Source organism: Streptomyces sp. NPDC090021, from assembly GCF_044748225.1.
Lineage (GTDB): Bacteria > Actinomycetota > Actinomycetes > Streptomycetales > Streptomycetaceae > Streptomyces.
Window position 1 is genome coordinate 119,292 of the sequence record NZ_JBIVFO010000020.1, and the last position, 16,771, is coordinate 136,062.

A 16,771-nucleotide genomic window follows, 5' to 3' on the forward strand; every position below is an offset into this window, starting at 1 on the left:
CCGCCCCTGGGTTGGCGTAATCTCGAAGCCTGGAGCCCGCCGATCTCGGGACCTTGATCCACACCTTGGGGTTGCACAGCAGATGACTGCCATCTCTCTCGGAATGCCGGCCGTGCCGACGAAGCTTGCCGACCGCAGGGTCAGCCGCAAGATCCAGGTCGGCAAGGTGGCCGTCGGCGGCGACTCACAGATCTCCGTGCAGTCGATGACCACCACCAGGACCTCCGACATCGGGGCGACGCTCCAGCAGATCGCCGAGCTGACCGCCTCCGGCTGCGACATCGTCCGCGTGGCGTGCCCGACGCAGGACGACGCCGACGCCCTCGCCGTGATCGCCAAGAAGTCGCAGATCCCGGTCATCGCCGACATCCACTTCCAGCCGAAGTACGTGTTCGCCGCGATCGACGCCGGCTGCGCCGCGGTCCGCGTGAACCCGGGCAACATCAAGCAGTTCGACGACAAGGTCAAGGAGATCGCGAAGGCCGCGAACGAGACGCGCACGCCGATCCGCATCGGTGTGAACGCCGGCTCCCTCGACGCCCGGCTGCTGAAGAAGTACGGCAAGGCCACCCCCGAGGCGCTGGTCGAGTCCGCGCTGTGGGAGGCCTCCCTCTTCGAGGAGCACGGCTTCGGCGACATCAAGATCTCGGTCAAGCACAACGACCCGGTCGTCATGGTCAACGCCTACCGCCAGCTCGCCGCCGCCTGCGACTACCCGCTGCACCTGGGCGTCACCGAGGCCGGCCCCGCCTTCCAGGGCACCATCAAGTCCGCCGTCGCCTTCGGCGCCCTGCTCTCCGAGGGCATCGGCGACACCATCCGCGTCTCCCTCTCCGCCCCGCCGGCGGAGGAGGTCAAGGTCGGCATCCAGATCCTGGAGTCGCTGAACCTCAAGCCGCGCCGCCTGGAGATCGTCTCCTGCCCGTCCTGCGGCCGGGCCCAGGTCGACGTCTACAAGCTGGCCGAGGAGGTCACGGCCGGCCTGGAGGGCATGGAGGTCCCGCTGCGCGTCGCCGTCATGGGCTGCGTCGTCAACGGCCCCGGCGAGGCCCGCGAGGCCGACCTCGGCGTCGCCTCCGGCAACGGCAAGGGCCAGATCTTCGTGAAGGGCGAGGTCATCAAGACCGTCCCCGAGTCGAAGATCGTCGAGACCCTCATCGAAGAGGCGATGAAGATCGCGGCCCAGATGGAGGCCGACGGCATCACCAGCGGCGAGCCGACCGTCGCCATCGGAGTCTGAGCTCCTTTCGGGCTCGCCTCGCCTCCGGGACGCCTGTCGCCGGCTCGGGCCGGCGTACGTGCTCGGCCCCGTTCCCGCAGTTCGGGAGCGGGGCCGGGGCCTTTTCGTGACCTGCGAACGCGGCATCGCGGGGCCCCGCCGGGTACAGTGCGGAGATCAGCAGACTTGCACGGTGAGGCCCCAGTGTTGACGCAGACCACCACCCGGGTCCTTGAGCCCAGTGATCTCGACGCCGCGCTCGACATCCTCGGACGCGAGCCGGTCGAGAACGCCTTCGTCACCTCCCGGGTCCAGGTCGCCGGACTCGACCCGTGGCGCCTGGGCGGCGAGATGTGGGGCTGGTACGCCGACGGCGAACTCCGCTCCCTCTGCTACGCCGGAGCCAACCTCGTCCCCGTCTGCGCCGGGCCCGACGCCGTGCGCGCCTTCGCCGACCGGGCCCGCCGCACCGGCCGCCGCTGCTCCTCCATCGTCGGCCCGGCCGAGCCCACCCGGCTCCTGTGGCAGCTGCTGGAACCCAGCTGGGGCCCGGCCCGCGAGGTCCGCGCCCACCAGCCCCTCATGGTCATCGACCGCCCGTCGACCACGGTCGAGGCGGACCCGCAGGTCCGCCGGATCCGCAAGAACGAGATGGACCTGATCATGCCTGCCTGCGTGGCCATGTTCACCGAGGAGGTCGGCGTCTCGCCGATGGCCGGTGACGGCGGCCTGCTGTACCAGGCCCGCGTCGCCGAACTCGTCGCCGGCGGACGCTCCTTCGCCCGCGTCGAGAACGGCAAGATCGTCTTCAAGGCGGAGATCGGCGCCGCCACCCCCCGCGCCTGCCAGATCCAGGGCGTCTGGGTGGCCCCCGAGTTCCGCGGCCGCGGGCACTCCGAGACCGGGATGGCCGCCGTCGTCGAGTACGCGCTGCGCGACGTGGCGCCCGTGGTCAGCCTCTACGTGAACGACTTCAACACCGCCGCGCGGGCCGCCTACCGGCGCGTGGGCTTCCGTGAGGTCGGCGCGTTCATGAGCGTGCTGTTCTGAACCGCCAGGAGACTCGGGCTGCGGCATTCCGGCGCACCCTTACCGCGAAGTAGGGTCAGCGCATGCTGCCTTCCGGAGTCCGTATCGGCCCCCTCGACCTCGCCGACCGCGTGGACGAGGCCCTGCGCGTGCAGGCCGTCGCCTTCGGCCTCAGCGAGGAGGAGGTCGGCATCCGGCGCTACATCGTCCAGCGCCACATGACCTGCAAGGGCGCCCGCGCCCTCGGGGCCTTCGCCGAGGACGGAGCGCTCACCGGATTCGTGTACGGGATGCCGAACGACCGCACCCACTGGTGGTCCACCATCGTCGAGCCCTACCTGCGGGCCGGCGGGCACGAGGACTGGCTCGACGGTTCCTTCGTCATCACCGAACTGCACGTCCACCCCGGCTTCCAGGGCCACGGCGTCGGCCGCGCCCTGATCACCACCCTGACCGACGCGGCGTCCGAGCCCCGCTCGATCCTCTCCGCCATCGACACCGAGAGCCCCGCCCGCGGCCTCTACCGGGCCCTCGGCTACGTCGACCTCGCCCGCCAGGTGCACTTCCCGAGCGCGAGCCTCCCGTACGCCGTCATGGGCGCCCCGCTGCCGCTGACCAGGCCCTGAAACCGGTTACCGGGGGCCCGCGGTGCCCCGGTAGCCTCCCGGCATGTCCACACATCACGTACAGCGCATGTCCCGCCTCATGGCCAAGACCCTCCGCGAGGACCCGGCCGACGCCGAAACCCTCAGCCACCGGCTCCTGGTCCGGGCCGGATACGTCCGGCGCAGCTCGGCCGGGGTGTGGACATGGCTGCCGCTCGGCAAGCGGGTCCTGGACAACGTCAGCCGTGTCGTCCGCGAGGAGATGGACGCCATCGGCGCCCAGGAGGTGCTGCTGCCGGCCCTGCTGCCGAAGGAGCCGTACGAGGTCAGCGGACGCTGGTCGGAATACGGCGACCTGCTCTTCCGGCTCAGGGACCGCAAGGGCGCGGACTACCTGCTCGGCCCCACCCACGAGGAGATCTTCACCCTGGTGGTGAAGGACCAGTGCACCTCGTACAAGGACCTGCCGGTCATGCTGTACCAGATCCAGACGAAGTACCGCGACGAGGCCCGGCCCCGGTCCGGCGTGCTGCGCGGCCGCGAGTTCCAGATGAAGGACTCCTACTCCTTCGACGTGTCCGACGAGGGGCTGGAGGAGTCCTACCGGCTCCACCGCGCGGCCTACGTCCGCATCTTCCAGCGGCTGGGCCTGGACCACCGGATCGTCTCCGCGGTGTCGGGGGCGATGGGCGGGTCGGCATCCGAGGAGTTCCTGGCCCCGGCCGAGGCGGGCGAGGACACCTTCGTGGACTGCCCCTCCTGCGACTACGCCGCCAACACGGAGGCCGTGACCTTCGCGCTGACCCCCGTCTCCGCGGAGCACCCGCCGCTGGAGGAGGTCGACACCCCCGACACCCCGACGATCGAGACCCTGGCGGCACACCTGGGGGTCCCCGCCTCGGCGACCCTCAAGAACCTCCTGGTGAAGGTCGACGGCGAGATCGTCGCCGTGGGCGTGCCCGGGGACCGGGAGGTGGACCTCGGCAAGCTGGGCGAGCACCTGGCCCCCGCGGTCGTCGAGCTCGTCACGGCCGAGGACTTCACGGACCGGCCCGACCTCGTGCGCGGCTACGTGGGCCCGCAGGGCCTGGAGAAGGTCCGCTACCTGGCCGACCCGCGGGTCGCGCCGGGCACCGCCTGGGTGACCGGGGCCAACAAGGCCGACACGCACGCCCGCAACGTGGTCTGCGGCCGCGACTTCGAGGTGGACCAGTACCTGGACGTGGTGGTCGTGGAGCCGGGCGACCCCTGCCCCACCTGCGGCGCGGGCCTGCGGCTCGACCGGGCCATCGAGATCGGCCACATCTTCCAGCTCGGCCGCAAGTACGCGGACGCCTTCGGGCTCGACGTGCTGGGCCGCGAGGGCAAGCCGGTCCGGGTCACGATGGGCTCCTACGGCATCGGCGTCTCCCGCGCGGTGGCGGCCCTGGCCGAGCAGACCGCCGACGAGCGCGGGCTGTGCTGGCCGGCGGCGGTGGCCCCGGCCGACGTCCACGTGGTGGCTGCGGGCAAGGCGGTGCCGCTGGCCCTGGCGGAGGAGGCGGCCGCCGCCCTGGCGGGCTCCGGCCTCCGGGTCCTGCTGGACGACCGCCCGGGCCTCTCCCCGGGCGTGAAGCTCACGGACGCGGAGCTGATCGGCGTGCCGTGGATCCTGGTGGCGGGCCGCCGCTCGGCCGACGGGGTGGTCGAACTCCAGAACCGCGCCACGGGCACCCGCGAGGAACTCCCCCTGGCCGACGCCCTCGCCCGCCTCGGCGAAGCCGCTCACGCCGCCTGAGACCCGCCGCTCGGCCCCGCCGGCGTTCGAGACGCGGGGTCCGGGGGCGGGGAGCAGGCCCCGCGCGGCGGCATGCCGTCCGGACCGGGCCCGGGAGTTCGCCGCTCGGCCCCGTCGGCGTTCGAGACGCGGAGCCCGGGGCGGGGAACTCGTCCGGACCGGGTCCGGGAGCGGTGATGTCGGCCCCCGGCCGGCCCGGGGCCTTCGGAAGCCGGGCCGGCCGGTGCCGGGTCCTCGACGGCTACGGCGGGGACGCGTCCGGGAGCGGCGTCGGCTCCGCGGCCCCGAGGGCCGGCTGCGCCGCCGCCCGGCCGAGAGCCGCCGCCTCCTCCGCCCTCGCGGCGTCGACCGCGGCCGGCTCCGCCGCGGTGTCGGCACCGGCCGGCCCGGGGCCTTCGGAAGCCGGGCCGGCCGGGGCCGGGTCCTCCCGCGTGGCCGCCGCCGGAGGCGGTGGCGCGGCGCGCTCCAGGAAGGGCAGCAGTTCCACCGGGAACGGCAGCACCAGCGTGGAGTTCTTCTCGGCGGCGACCGCCACGACCGTGTGCAGCAGGCGCAGTTGGAGCGCCGCCGGCTGCTCCGACATGACCTCCGCCGCCTCGGCGAGCTTGTGCGAGGCCTGCAGCTCCGCGTCCGCGTTGATCACCCGGGCCCGGCGCTCACGGTCGGCCTCCGCCTGCCGGGCCATCGACCGCTTCATCGTCTCCGGCAGGGACACGTCCTTGATCTCGACCCGGTCGATCTGCACCCCCCAGCCCACCGCCGGGCTGTCGATCATCAGCTCCAGGCCCTGGTTGAGCATCTCCCGGTTGGACAGCAGGTCGTCCAGGTCGGACTTGCCGATGATGGACCTCAGCGAGGTCTGCGCCATCTGCGAGACGGCGAAGCGGTAGTCCTCCACCGCCACGACCGCGCTCGCCGGTCGACGACCTTGAAGTAGACGACCGCGTCCACCCGCACCGTGACGTTGTCCCGGGTGATGCCCTCCTGCGCGGGCACCGGCAGCGTCACGATCTGCATGTTCACCTTGCGGAGCCGGTCGATCACCGGAACGATCAACGTGAACCCGGGAGACCGTACCTCCTCCCGCAGTCGGCCGAAGCGGAAGACCAGGCCGCGCTCGTACTGCTTGACCACCCGGGCCGCGGCGCCCAGGCAGACCAGGGCGCCCACACCCGCGGCGACCACTGCCGTCAGCAGTTCCTCGACCATGGCGGCCCCCTGCCGGACATACCTTCCTACCTACGGTATGCCCCACTTCGTGCCCGGTCGATCAGGGCGGACCGGGCAGGAGCGCGGCGCCGCGCGCCGCAGGCCCCGCCCGAGCGGCCCGACACCCCTGCGGCCAGGCCGCGAAACGCCTGCGGCCAGGCCGCGACACCCCTACAGCCAGGCCGCGAACTCCAGCAGCAGCTCCGCGTCCCGGCGCCGTCCCGCGGCCAGGGCCCGGTTGCCCGACTCCACCGCCCGGAAGAGCGTCCAGCCCCGCAGCCGGTCCCGGTCCACGTCCAGCGCGTCCGCCAGCTTGTTCACCCGTCGCCGGGCGCCCGCCGCGCCCGCCGAGGAGGCCACCTGGTCCTCCAGCCGGTCCCGCACCAGCCGCGCCAGGTCGTACGCCCGCTCGCCGACCAGCGGATCGGGGCCCACCGTGAGCCACGGCGCCCGCTCGCCCGCCAGGACCTTGCCCTGCCGGAAGTTCCCGTGCAGCAGCAGTTCCTCCGGCGGGGCCGTCACCAGCTCCGCCCGCAGCGCCAGAGCGGTCTCGGCCAGCGCCCGGACCTCCGCCGGGGCCGCCCGCAGCGCCTCCGACTGGCACCCGGTCCGCTCGGCCACCGTCTCCCAGCCGTGCCCGGCCGGCGGGGCCACCCACAGCCGGCGCAGCGTGCCGCTCGCCTCCAGCAGCGCCTTCGCCTCCGGCAGGGACCGCAGTGACACCTCCGGGTGCAGCCGCTCCAGCAGCAGCGCCCCGTCCTCCTCGTGGTGCCGCGTGTCGAGGACCCGTACGGCGCCGAAACCGCCCCAGTGCGCCAGCGCGGCCAGTTCCCGGTCGGGCCGGGCGTGCGGGGGCGCCAGTTTCAGAGCGGCCGGGGTCCCGTCCGCGTAGGTGACGAGGACGATGAGACTGCTGCGGCCACCCGGGGCCTGCACCCGCCCGGCCCGTACGCCCCGCCGGGAGAGCGCGGCCTCGGTGAGCCCGGGCAACTGCCCCAGCCAGTCCGCGTCCTGCGCCGTCTCCGGCATCTCGCCGAGCGCCCGTACAAGCCGCTCCGGCGGTTCGAAAGCCATGCGTGCGTGGTCCCTTTCAGCTGGTGGGGGCTCGCTGTGCGCGTTCGGTGAGCCCAGGGAAGGCTACGCCGACACCGCGCCAGCGTGCCGCGCGCACGGCCGCGGCGCTCAGCTCGTCGGCGGCCTCGCGGCGCAGCGGGCCCTCCGCCGCCCGCACCAGATCGGAGTACGCGCCGGCCACCCGGTCCTCGATCACCGCGGCCAGCCGCTCGGCGTCGGCCGGGGTGCGCACCTCGAACGGCAGGGCGTAGGCGGCCTCCGAGGGCCGGGGGGCGCCGCCCAGCTCCCGCACGGTCCGGGCCAGCGCGTCCCGCCGCGCGAGGTGGCCGCCGTACGCCTCCCGGGCCTCCGTGGCGCGGGCGCCGGCGGTCCGCGCGCCGATCACCCCGTACCCGTACGCGGCCGCGTGCTCGGCGGCGAGGGCCGCCTGGGCGGCCTCCAGGGCCCGGCCGACGGGGGAGGGTTCGGGATTCACGGCGTGGCTCCGGGGGTCGAGGTCAGCAGGTACACGTGCACGGCGCCGCAGGCGGCCACCGACGCCAGCATCCGGGCCAGCTCCGCCGGCGCCCCGGCCAGGTCGATGGTCCGGGCCTCCGACAGGCTCCGCTCGGCGTCGGCGAGGGCGGTCAGGGCCTCCTCGGGCTTCGCGGGCACCGGCTCCCCGCTCGCCGCGGGCGCGGCGGCCCCCGTACCGCCGGTCGGGGACGCCGAGGGGGACGGCACGCCAGGAGCGGCGGGGGACAGCGCGGACACGTGCGCGGCGACGGCGGCGCGCAGCGGGGCGAGCCGTCCGGCCAGGGCCGGATGGGCGGCGGTGGTGGTGTCGTAACGTTCCAGCAGCCGGGCGCTGTCACGGACGGCCGCTTCCCGCATCCGCCGTTCGAGTGAAATCACCGGATCGGCCGCCTTCGGGCGGCCGTCGGTGCACCCGGTCAGCAGCGCGGCACCGGCCGCGCCGGCGGCACCGGCGAGCAGGCTCCTGCGTGAAGGTCCGGGAGGTCTGGGAGGTCTCGAAGGCAGGGTCCAGGGCACGGCGACGACCTCCGGGGCGATGGCGGGGCTGGTGAGCGGGGCAGGGCCTGATCACGGTACCCGGGGCCCTCCTCGCAGGGCGGACGGCAACACCCTCCGACACCGGATACCCTTTGACCTGACACGACGGAAACCACAACAGCACACGCGGCCGAGGAGTCACCCGGATGAGCACCACCCAGAGCGACAGGCTGCGCGGACTGCTGGAGCCGCTCGTCGCCGCCAAGGGCCTGGACCTCGAAGAGATCGAGCTGTCGCGGGCGGGCAAGCGCCGGATGCTGCGGATCATCGTGGACTCCGACGAGGGCGTGGAACTGGACGCGTGTGCCGAGCTGAGCCGTGAGGTCTCCGACAAGCTCGACGAATCCGACGTGATGGGCGAGGACGAGTACGTCCTCGAGGTGAGTTCGCCGGGCGCCGACCGCCCGCTGACCGAGCACCGCCACTACGTGCGGGCCATCGGCCGTCTCGTGAAGTTCCAGCTGTCCGCCGGGGACGGGAAGGGCGCCGGGGAACTGGTCGCCCGCATCCTCGACGTCGACGACGAGGGCATGGACCTCGAAGTACCGGGCGTGAAGGGCCGCAAGGCGACCGCCCGCCGCATTGCTTTCACCGACATCGCCAAGGCGCGTGTCGAGATCGAGTTCAACCGCAAGGACAAGAAGGAAGAGGAGGCGTAGCCGTGGACATCGACATGAGTGCCCTGCGGGGTCTGGTCCGGGAGAAGGAGATCTCCTTCGACCTGCTCGTCGAGGCGATCGAGTCGGCCCTCCTCATCGCGTACCACCGGACCGAGGGGAGCTTCCGCCGCGCCCGCGTCGTGCTGGACCGCACCAACGGTCACGTGGTCGTGTGGGCGACGGAAGACCCGAGGGATCTCGAAGAGGGCCAGGAGCCCAAGGAGTTCGACGACACGCCGTCGGACTTCGGCCGGATCGCCGCGACGACCGCCAAGCAGGTGATCCTCCAGCGTCTGCGCGACGCCGAGGACGACCTGACCTTCGGCGAGTTCGCCGGCCGTGAGGGCGACGTCATCACCGGCGTCGTGCAGCAGGGCAAGGACCCCAAGAACGTCCTCGTCGACATCGGCAAGCTGGAGGCCATCCTGCCGGTGCAGGAACAGGTGCCCGGCGAGGAGTACCCGCACGGGCTGCGCCTGAAGGCGTACGTCGTGCGCGTGGCGAAGGGTGTCCGCGGCCCGTCCGTGACCCTGTCGCGCACCCACCCGAACCTGGTGAAGAAGCTGTTCTCGCTGGAGGTCCCGGAGATCGCCGACGGCAGCGTCGAGATCTCGGCCATCGCCCGTGAGGCCGGTCACCGCACCAAGATCGCCGTCCGGTCCACCCGGTCGGGCCTGAACCCCAAGGGCGCCTGCATCGGCCCGATGGGCAGCCGTGTGCGCAACGTGATGGCCGAACTGCACGGCGAGAAGATCGACATCGTCGACTGGTCGGACGACCCGGCGGAGATGGTCGCGAACGCGCTGTCACCCGCCCGGGTGAGCAAGGTCGAGGTCGTCGACTGGGACTCCCGCTCCGCCCGGGTGACCGTGCCCGACTACCAGCTGTCCCTGGCCATCGGCAAGGAGGGCCAGAACGCCCGCCTCGCCGCGCGGCTCACCGGCTGGCGCATCGACATCCGTCCCGACACGGAGACGTCCCCGGACGCCGACCGGGACCGGGGCGGGGAATAAACCGGTACCGGCCGGGGCTGCCCCGACGGTAGACAGGTTCCACACGGCCGCTGTCCAGGCGGCGGATCAAGACAACACGACAGCCGTTCGATTTTTCCCCCGGCACTCGTCGGGGGAGAGGTCGGTGCGGGGAGGTAGACTTAGGCGTGTCTGGCCGGACGCAAGCCCGCGCATGCCCCGAACGCACCTGTGTGGGGTGTCGGGAGCGAGCGGCCAAGAGCGATCTGCTGCGGATCGTGGCGATCGAGGACGAATGCGTCCCCGATCCTCGCGGTACGCTGCCCGGCCGGGGTGCGTACCTGCACCCCGCCGTGGTCTGCCTCGACCAGGCGGTCCGCCGCCGGGCGTTCCCCCGGGCCCTTCGGTCCGCCGGAGCGCTCGACACGGCGAACCTGCGCAATGCCGTGGCCGGGAAAGCCGGGACCACAGCGTAAAGAAGTAGTACGGCACGGATACCCCGTGCGGTCAGGTACCTCGCGAGTTGGAAGTAGGTCGAGATTGCGATGAGCACTCGATGAGTACGCGATGAGTACGCCCATGAAGTAGCGACGGTCCGGCGTAACCCGGACCTAAAAGGAGCGAAGTGGCTAAGGTCCGGGTATACGAACTCGCCAAGGAGTTCGGGGTGGAGAGCAAGGTCGTCATGGCCAAGCTCCAAGAACTCGGTGAATTCGTCCGTTCGGCGTCCTCGACGATCGAGGCGCCGGTTGTACGCAAGTTGACTGACGCACTGCAGGGGCCCGGCGGCAACGCCGGCAAGTCCGCTGCAAAGCCCGGCGCGCCCCGCAAGGCCGCGCCCGCCAAGCCCGCAGCGCCGTCCCCGGCCGCCGCGGCACGTCCTGCTGCCCCGAAGCCCGGCGCACCGGCCCCCAAGCCGGCCGCCGCCGAGGCCCCGGCCGCAGCCCCCGTGACGCCGGCCTCCCCCGGCCCGCGTCCCGGCCCGAAGGCTCCGGCCGCCCCGAAGCCCGCTCCGGCGGCGCCCGTGGCGACCGAGTTCTCCGCGCCTCCGGCGGCCCCGGCCGCCCCGGCGCGTCCCGCCGCGTCCCCCGGTCCCCGTCCGGCGCAGCAGCGTCCGGCCGCCCCGGGTCAGGGCGGTGCCCGTCCCGGCGCCCCGCGTCCGGCCGGTGCCACCCCCGGCGCCCAGGCCCCGCGTCCCGGCGGTGCCCAGGCCCCGCGCCCGCAGGGCGCACGTCCGGCCGGTCCCCGTCCGGGCAACAACCCGTTCACCTCCGGCGGCTCCACCGGCATGGCGCGCCCGCAGGCGCCCCGTCCGGCCGGCGCCCCGCGCCCCGGTGCCCCCGGCGCCGGCGGCCAGGGTGCTCCCCGTCCGCAGGGCGGTCCCGGCGGCGCTCCGCGCCCGCAGGGTCCCGGCGGCGCCCGTCCGACCCCGGGCGGCATGCCCCGTCCGCAGGGCGGCGCTCCGCGTCCGGCCCCGGGCGGCAACCGTCCGAACCCGGGCATGATGCCGCAGCGTCCCGCTGCCGGCGGTCCCGGTCCCCGTCCCGGCGGCGGCCCCGGCGGCCGTGGTCCCGGTGCGGGCGGTCCCCGTCCCGGTGGTGCCGGTCGTCCCGGCGGCGGCTTCGCCGGCCGTCCGGCCGGTCCCGGCTCGCGTCCCGCGGGCGGCGGCTTCGGCGGTCCCCGTCCGGGTGGCGGCGGCTTCGGCGGCGGCCCGGCCGGCGCCGGTGGCGGCGGTCGTCCCGGCTTCGGCGGTCGTCCCGGCGGCCCCGGTGCCCGTGGCGGTACGCAGGGTGCCTTCGGCCGTCCCGGCGGTCCGGCCCGTCGTGGCCGCAAGTCGAAGCGTCAGAGGCGCCAGGAGTACGAGGCCATGCAGGCCCCGTCCGTGGGCGGCGTGATGCTGCCCCGCGGCAACGGCGAGACCGTTCGCCTGTCGCGCGGTGCGTCCCTCACCGACTTCGCGGAGAAGATCAACGCCAACCCGGCGTCGCTGGTCGCGGTCATGATGAACCTCGGCGAGATGGTCACTGCCACGCAGTCCGTCTCCGACGAGACCCTCCAGCTCCTCGCGGGCGAGATGAACTACGAGGTTCAGATCGTCAGCCCGGAGGAGGAGGACCGCGAGCTCCTCGAGACCTTCGACATCGAGTTCGGCGAGGACGAGGGCGGCGAGGAGTACCTGCTGCCGCGTCCGCCGGTCGTGACCGTCATGGGTCACGTCGACCACGGTAAGACCCGACTGCTCGACGCCATCCGCAAGACGAACGTCGTCGCGGGCGAGGCCGGCGGCATCACGCAGCACATCGGTGCGTACCAGGTCTCCACCGAGGTCAACGACGAAGCGCGTCGCATCACCTTCATCGACACCCCCGGTCACGAGGCGTTCACTGCCATGCGTGCCCGCGGTGCGAAGTCGACCGACATCGCGATCCTCGTGGTCGCGGCCAACGACGGCGTCATGCCGCAGACGATCGAGGCGCTCAACCACGCCAAGGCCGCCGGCGTCCCGATCGTCGTCGCGGTCAACAAGATCGATGTCGAGGGTGCCGACCCGACCAAGGTCCGCGGTCAGCTCACCGAGTTCGGTCTGGTCGCCGAGGAGTACGGCGGCGACACGATGTTCGTCGACATCTCCGCCAAGCAGGGTCTGCACATCGACTCCCTGCTGGAGGCCGTCGTCCTCACCGCCGACGCCTCGCTCGACCTGCGCGCCAACCCGGAGCAGGACGCTCAGGGCATTGCGATCGAGTCCCACCTCGACCGCGGCCGCGGTGCCGTCGCCACCGTCCTCGTCCAGCGCGGTACCCTCCGCGTCGGCGACACGATGGTCGTGGGCGACGCCTACGGCCGTGTGCGCGCCATGCTCGACGACAAGGGCAACAACGTCGAGGAAGCGGGTCCCTCGACCCCCGTCCTGGTCCTGGGTCTCACCAACGTCCCCGGCGCCGGCGACAACTTCCTCGTCGTCGACGAGGACCGCACGGCCCGCCAGATCGCCGAGAAGCGTGCTGCGCGCGAGCGCAACGCCAACTTCGCCAAGCGCGTCCGTCGTGTGTCCCTGGAGGACCTCGACTCCGTGCTCAAGGCCGGTCTGGTCCAGGAACTCAACCTCATCATCAAGGGCGACGCGTCCGGTGCGGTCGAGGCTCTCGAGTCCTCGCTGCTCCAGCTCGACGTCGGTGAAGAGGTCGACATCCGGGTCCTGCACCGCGGTGTGGGTGCGGTCACCGAGTCCGACATCGCCCTGGCGATGGGCTCCGACGCCATCGTCATCGGCTACAACGTCCGTGCTGCCGGCCGCGCCGCGCAGATGGCGGACCGCGAGGGCGTCGACGTCCGCTACTACTCGGTGATCTACCAGGCCATCGAGGAGATCGAGGCGGCCCTGAAGGGTCTCCTCAAGCCGGAGTACGAAGAGGTCGAGCTCGGTACGGCGGAGGTCCGCGAGATCTTCCGTTCGTCCAAGCTGGGCAACATCGCCGGTGTCCTCATCCGGTCCGGCGAGGTCAAGCGCAACACCAAGGCGCGCCTGCTGCGCGATGGCAAGGTCATCGCGGAGAACCTCACCATCTCCGGTCTGCGCCGCTTCAAGGACGACGTCACCGAGATCCGCGAGGGCTTCGAGGGTGGTATCAACCTCGGTTCCTTCAACGACATCAAGATCGACGACGTCATCGCGACGTACGAGATGCGCGAGAAGCCCCGCGCGTAAGCGCGAGGCGGTTCGCACCGTGTCGTAACGCGTCACACCGGGGCCGGTCGGCGGAATATCCGTCGATCGGCCCCGGCCGTTGCGTGTACGGTTCTGGTGACCCGGCCGCGCGAGCGCCGGGTGATCCTGGCGGGCGACGGCCCGGCAGGCCACCGAACCCGCACCGGCGGGATATCCGGAACTGCATGTACGTGGGGACTCTGTCCTTCGACCTGCTCCTCGGCGACGTCCACTCGCTGAAGGAGAAACGCTCCGTCGTCCGGCCCATCGTCGCCGAGCTCCAGCGAAAGTTCTCCGTGAGCGCGGCTGAGGTGGGCGACCAGGATCTGCACCGCAGGGCCCGCATAGGGGTCGCGCTGGTGAGTGGGGACGCGGGGTTCCTCTCGGACGTACTCGACCGCTGTGAGCGGCTGGTCGCGGCACGTCCGGAAGTGGAGCTGCTGTCCGTACGACGGCGCTTCCACGGTGATGAAGACTGATTGCTTGTCTGCAAGAAAAGAAGGAGACGGACCAGTGGCCGACAATGCGCGGGCGAAGAAGCTGGCGGACCTCATCCGGGAGGTGGTGGCGGAGAAGCTGCAGCGCGGTGTCAAGGACCCCCGCCTCGGTACGCACGTGACCATCACGGACACCCGGGTCACCGGCGACCTGCGGGAGGCCACGGTCTTCTACACGGTCTACGGCGACGACGAGGACCGGGCCAGCGCGGCGGCGGGCCTGGAGAGCGCCAAGGGCGTCCTGCGTTCCGCGGTCGGCCGGGCGGCGGGCACCAAGTTCACGCCCACCCTGACCTTCGTCGCCGACGCCCTCCCGGAGAACGCCCGCACCATCGAGGACCTCCTCGACAAGGCGCGCGCCTCCGACGCCCAGGTGCGCGAGGTGTCCTCCGGTGCCCAGTACGCCGGCGACGCCGACCCGTACAAGAAGCCGGGCGACGACGACGAGGACGCAGCCGCGGAATGAGCACCGACGCAGGGAAGACGCCCGGGGGCACCTCCCGGGCGGAGCCTGGGGGCGGACTTGTCATCGTCGACAAGCCGTCCGGCTTCACTTCGCACGACGTGGTCGCCAAGATGCGCGGGATCGCCAGGACCCGCCGCGTCGGCCACGCCGGCACGCTCGACCCGATGGCGACGGGCGTGCTGGTCCTCGGAGTGGAGAAGGCCACCAAGCTCCTCGGCCACCTCGCGCTCACCGAGAAGGAGTACCTCGGCACGATCCGTCTGGGCCAGAACACCCTGACGGACGACGCCGAGGGCGAGATCACCACCTCCGCGGACGCCACCGGGGTCACCCGGGAAGCCGTGGACGCGGGCGTCGCCAAGCTGTCGGGCGACATCATGCAGGTCCCGTCCAAGGTCAGCGCCATCAAGATCAAGGGCGTGCGCTCCTACAAGCGCGCCCGTGACGGCGAGGACTTCGAGATCCCGGCCCGGCCGGTCACCATCTCGTCCTTCCAGGTGTACGACATGCGGGAAGCGGAGGCCGAGGACGGCACCAAGGTCGTCGACCTCGTCGTCTCCGTCGTCTGCTCCAGCGGTACGTACATCCGAGCCCTCGCCCGCGACCTCGGCGCCGACCTCGGCGTCGGCGGACACCTGACCGCGCTGCGCCGCACGCGGGTGGGCCCGTACAAGCTCGACCGGGCGCGGACCCTGGACCAGCTCCAGGAGGAGCTGACCGTCATGCCGATCGGCGAGGCGGCCGCCGCGGCCTTCCCGCGCTGGGACCTCGACGCCCGGCGGGCCTCGCTGCTCGCCAACGGCGTGCGGATCGACATGCCGGAGGAGTACGGGGACGGCCGTACGGTCGCGGTCTTCGGACCGCAGGGCCAGCTGCTCGGGCTCGTCGAGAGCAAGAACGGAAAGGCGAAGTCCCTCGCGGTCTTCGTCTGATTGTTGACGTGGAGCGGTGAGCGCACATGCCGTGCTGCTCACCGCTCCACGACCCCCCTCGGGTAGGTCTCTATCCACCCGGACCCCGCTATTCACCCGTCCGAGCAGGCGCTCGGAGTGAATGGAGGGAGCGTAAGGGGGCGCGTTCCCCGCGTGTGCTTTCCGTGCTGATCTTCACCTGCCTACCGTCGTGAGCACGGGGCGTTGCGGGGAGTGGTGCGGCCATGGCGGAGCTCGTCAAAATCTGCGATCCGGCCGGGCGGGAGCGCGGCAGCGGGTTCGTCGCGGACGACCGGGGGACGGTCGTCACCAGCCACGAGGCGGTCGACGGCCTGCCCCGGCTGGTCCTGCACGGCCCCGGACGGACCTTTCCGGCCGACGCGGCCGACGTGACCCCACTGCCCGGCCTGGCGCTGGCCCTCATCCGTACGGACGGGCTCGGGATCCGGCCGCTGCCGGTGGCGCAGCGCGAGTCGATCGATGCGGGGACCTACGTACGGCTCCCGGCGCGGGGCTGGCGGCAGGCGCGGGTGCTGGGGGGCGTGCAGGTCGCCTACGGGCCTGCCGGCCTGCTGCCCGCGGTGGAGCTGGCGATCGGCACCGACGGCCGCGACGCCCTCTCCGAGGGCGGCCAGGCCTGCGGAGGACCGGTCCTGGACGCCACCACCGGGGCGGTGCTCGCGGTACTGGGCACCGCTCTGCGCACGGAGCACCGCTCCGGCGGCTTCGCGGTGGCCCTGCGGGCGGCGGCCGACTCCGACCCGGACGGCCCCCTCGCCGCACTGCTCGCGCGCAACGCCGAGACCGTGCCGGGCCGGGGCGCCGACCTGAACCTCGCCGGGGCACTGGAACTGACCGCTGCCACCCTGGGCGCGCCCCCGTCATTCGATCCGGTGGCCCGCCCGGGCATCGCCGCCGAACTGGACGCCTTCACGGCCGGGGACCGGCCGGTGCTCGGCCTCGTGGGCAACCCGGGCACCGGCCGCACGACGGAACTGACGGCCCTCGCCCTCCGCCGCGGCCGAGGCCCCCGCCCCGTCCCGACGCTCTGGCTGAGCGGTGCGGACCTGCACGCCACCGACGCCTCCCTGGCCGACGCGGCCGCACGAGCCCTGACGGCGGCGTCCCGCCCGAGCGCCGGTGGGGCCGGGTGTGTGCCCGGGCGATCCCCGCAGGGCGCCGAGGGCACCACGGCCGCACCTCCCCACCCCACCCGGCCCGGGTGTGTGCCGGGGCGATCCCCGCAGGGCGCCGACGGCACCACGGCCGCACCTCCCCACCCGGGGCGATCCCCGCAGGGTGCCGAGGGCACCACGGCCGCACCTCCCCACCCCACCCGGCCCGGGTGTGCGCCGGGGCGATCCCCGCAGGGCGCCGAGGGCACCACGGCCGCACCTCCCCACCCGGGGCGATCCCCGCAGGGCGCCGAGGGCACCACGGCCGCGCCGTCCGACTCCGCCGGGGCCGGGTGTGTGCCGGGGCGATCCCCGCAGGGCGCCGAACGCACCACTGCCGCGCTTTCCGGCCCCGAGAACCGTTCGGCGCCCGAGGAGACGCCCCGGCGCGCGCCC

The 16,771-nt window shown here is 73.0% G+C and carries 14 protein-coding genes and 2 pseudogenes; 12 read left to right on the forward strand and 4 right to left on the reverse strand.

Annotated elements, in window-relative coordinates; genetic code table 11:
- The first annotated feature begins 82 nt into the window (after window positions 1–82).
- From ispG to ACIPXC_RS18310, 4 genes are all read left to right on the forward strand, one after another.
- On the forward strand, window positions 83–1,240 hold the full coding sequence (gene ispG, locus ACIPXC_RS18295; protein WP_030651122.1) for a flavodoxin-dependent (E)-4-hydroxy-3-methylbut-2-enyl-diphosphate synthase: 1,158 nt from the start codon (window positions 83–85) through the stop codon (window positions 1,238–1,240).
- Window positions 1,241–1,423: 183 nt separating this feature from the next.
- Window positions 1,424–2,269, forward strand: a complete 846-nt coding sequence (locus ACIPXC_RS18300; protein ID WP_401618876.1) for a GNAT family N-acetyltransferase — start codon at window positions 1,424–1,426, stop codon at window positions 2,267–2,269.
- A gap of 62 nt (window positions 2,270–2,331) precedes the next feature.
- Window positions 2,332–2,874, forward strand: a complete 543-nt coding sequence (locus tag ACIPXC_RS18305) for a GNAT family N-acetyltransferase (protein WP_401618879.1) — start codon at window positions 2,332–2,334, stop codon at window positions 2,872–2,874.
- A gap of 43 nt (window positions 2,875–2,917) precedes the next feature.
- On the forward strand, window positions 2,918–4,630 hold the full coding sequence (locus ACIPXC_RS18310) for a proline--tRNA ligase (RefSeq protein WP_401618881.1): 1,713 nt from the start codon (window positions 2,918–2,920) through the stop codon (window positions 4,628–4,630).
- 241 nt (window positions 4,631–4,871) lie between these two features.
- Here ACIPXC_RS18310 and ACIPXC_RS18315 read toward each other — a convergent pair.
- The 4 genes and pseudogenes from ACIPXC_RS18315 to ACIPXC_RS18330 form a co-directional block, all read right to left on the reverse strand.
- Window positions 4,872–5,839, reverse strand: a pseudogene (locus tag ACIPXC_RS18315) (slipin family protein).
- 171 nt (window positions 5,840–6,010) lie between these two features.
- Complete coding sequence (locus tag ACIPXC_RS18320) at window positions 6,011–6,913, reverse strand: aminoglycoside phosphotransferase family protein (protein ID WP_401618884.1); 903 nt, start codon at window positions 6,911–6,913, stop codon at window positions 6,011–6,013.
- Between the two features lie 16 nt (window positions 6,914–6,929).
- A complete protein-coding gene (locus ACIPXC_RS18325; protein WP_401618887.1) occupies window positions 6,930–7,388 on the reverse strand; it encodes a ferritin-like domain-containing protein in 459 nt (152 codons plus the stop codon).
- Complete coding sequence (locus ACIPXC_RS18330) at window positions 7,385–7,807, reverse strand: hypothetical protein (RefSeq protein WP_401618889.1); 423 nt, start codon at window positions 7,805–7,807, stop codon at window positions 7,385–7,387. The genes ACIPXC_RS18325 and ACIPXC_RS18330 overlap by 4 nt, the downstream gene beginning before the upstream one ends.
- A 305-nt stretch (window positions 7,808–8,112) precedes the next feature.
- On the opposite strand from ACIPXC_RS18330, the gene rimP reads away from it, so the two are divergent.
- The 8 genes and pseudogenes from rimP to ACIPXC_RS18370 form a co-directional block, all read left to right on the forward strand.
- Window positions 8,113–8,625: a ribosome maturation factor RimP gene (gene rimP / locus ACIPXC_RS18335; RefSeq protein WP_401618892.1), complete on the forward strand. Its 513-nt coding sequence runs from the start codon at window positions 8,113–8,115 to the stop codon at window positions 8,623–8,625.
- A 2-nt stretch (window positions 8,626–8,627) separates the two neighbouring features.
- Window positions 8,628–9,638: a transcription termination factor NusA gene (gene nusA / locus ACIPXC_RS18340; protein WP_392575381.1), complete on the forward strand. Its 1,011-nt coding sequence runs from the start codon at window positions 8,628–8,630 to the stop codon at window positions 9,636–9,638.
- Between the two features lie 146 nt (window positions 9,639–9,784).
- The gene (locus ACIPXC_RS18345; RefSeq protein ID WP_350987664.1) at window positions 9,785–10,072 is read left to right on the forward strand and encodes a YlxR family protein; all 288 of its coding nucleotides are present in this window, start codon (window positions 9,785–9,787) and stop codon (window positions 10,070–10,072) included.
- 149 nt (window positions 10,073–10,221) lie between these two features.
- Window positions 10,222–13,305: a translation initiation factor IF-2 gene (gene infB / locus ACIPXC_RS18350; protein WP_401618896.1), complete on the forward strand. Its 3,084-nt coding sequence runs from the start codon at window positions 10,222–10,224 to the stop codon at window positions 13,303–13,305.
- A gap of 185 nt (window positions 13,306–13,490) precedes the next feature.
- Entirely contained in the window at window positions 13,491–13,784 is a 294-nt protein-coding gene (locus ACIPXC_RS18355; RefSeq protein WP_030030358.1) for a DUF503 domain-containing protein, read from the forward strand.
- A gap of 34 nt (window positions 13,785–13,818) precedes the next feature.
- Window positions 13,819–14,268 carry a 30S ribosome-binding factor RbfA gene (gene rbfA, locus ACIPXC_RS18360; protein ID WP_392575383.1) on the forward strand — a complete coding sequence of 150 codons (450 nt, stop codon included), beginning with the start codon at window positions 13,819–13,821 and terminating at the stop codon, window positions 14,266–14,268.
- Window positions 14,265–15,200 carry a tRNA pseudouridine(55) synthase TruB gene (gene truB, locus ACIPXC_RS18365; protein ID WP_401618900.1) on the forward strand — a complete coding sequence of 312 codons (936 nt, stop codon included), beginning with the start codon at window positions 14,265–14,267 and terminating at the stop codon, window positions 15,198–15,200. Before rbfA ends, truB begins: the two co-directional genes overlap by 4 nt.
- A 224-nt stretch (window positions 15,201–15,424) precedes the next feature.
- Window positions 15,425–16,771 (forward strand): annotated as a pseudogene (locus tag ACIPXC_RS18370) (hypothetical protein); the annotation flags it as partial.